The sequence below is a fragment of the Aphanothece stagnina RSMan2012 genome (assembly GCF_046764815.1).
In the GTDB taxonomy this organism is placed as follows: Bacteria; Cyanobacteriota; Cyanobacteriia; order PCC-6307; family Cyanobiaceae; genus NIES-981.
In genome coordinates, this window is sequence record NZ_JBKOUC010000075.1 from 1 (window position 1) to 950 (window position 950).

Below are 950 nucleotides of genomic sequence, written 5' to 3' on the forward strand. Positions count from 1 at the left end.
CACTAGAAGCGTGTCGCGCATAAGCCCGCACGCCCCCTTTCCCCAGCCACCGCTGAATCTGCCCAGAACCCAGTGACTGCAATGGATCTGGAGGCGAGAATGGGGCATGGTCAAGCCCAAGTCCTTCCGCCCCTGGAACCCCGAGCAGACCCTGCTGCTGCCGCCATCGCCGGTGGAGTGGCTGCCGGAGAACCACCTGGTGTTCTTCCTGTTGGATCTGGCCGCTGAGCTGGATCTGGGCGAGATCCACGCCTACTACCGCCAGAAGGATCCTCGCGGTGAGAAGGCGTATGAGCCGCGGATGTAGACGAAGTCTTCCGCGCAGCGGTTGGTGGTGCTGCTCCTGTACGCCTACTGCGTCGGGATCCCCAGTTCCCGCAAGATCGAGAAGGCCTGCTGGGAGGACGCCGCTTTCCGTGTTCTCACCGGCAATCAGCAGCCTGACCACAGCCGGATCAGCGACTTCCGCTGTCGTCACCTCGACGCCCTGGCCGGTCTTTTTGTTCAGGTGCTGCGGCTCTGCCAGAAGGCAGGGCTGGTGAGCCTGGGCCAGGTGGCCCTGGATGGCACCAGGTTGAAAGCCAATGCCAGCAGGCACAAGGCCATGAGCCACGAGCGGATGCTCAAGAGTGAGCGGCAGCTCGAGGGTGAGATGCGGGCGCTGCTGCGCAAGGCCGAGATCATCGACGCCCAGGAAGATGGCCGGTACGGCAAGGGCAAGCGGGGCGATCAACTCCCCGAGGAACTGCAGCGGCGTTCCAGCCGGTTGGAGTGGATCCGCAAGGCCAAGGCTGAACTGGAAGCAGAAGCGGCTGCTGCCAAGGCTGTGCAACGGAACGACCAGGCCGACGCTGCGGAGCAGGAGGCAGTCGAGGCCGAGGCCAGTGGCGATGAGCAGCGCAGCAAGCGGGCATCACGTCGCAGCCGTGGTGCGCGCAAGCGAGCGGATG

2 protein-coding genes are annotated in these 950 nt (G+C 64.7%); both read left to right on the plus strand.

Going from position 1 to position 950, the window contains the following annotated elements:
* The first annotated feature begins 106 nt into the window (after positions 1 to 106).
* Positions 107 to 307, plus strand: coding sequence for a hypothetical protein (locus ACLNEE_RS16765; protein WP_411424892.1), 201 nt, complete (start codon positions 107 to 109; stop codon positions 305 to 307).
* 24 nt (positions 308 to 331) lie between these two features.
* Positions 332 to 950, plus strand: a 619-nt coding sequence (locus ACLNEE_RS16770; protein ID WP_411424891.1) for a transposase, incomplete at its 3' end; no start/stop codon positions are given.

Excerpts from the sequence above, each read along its gene's own strand:
- ACLNEE_RS16765 (WP_411424892.1), top strand. The coding sequence starts at position 107 with ATGGTCAAGCCCAAGTCCTTCCGCCCCTGGAACCCCGAGCAGACCCTG.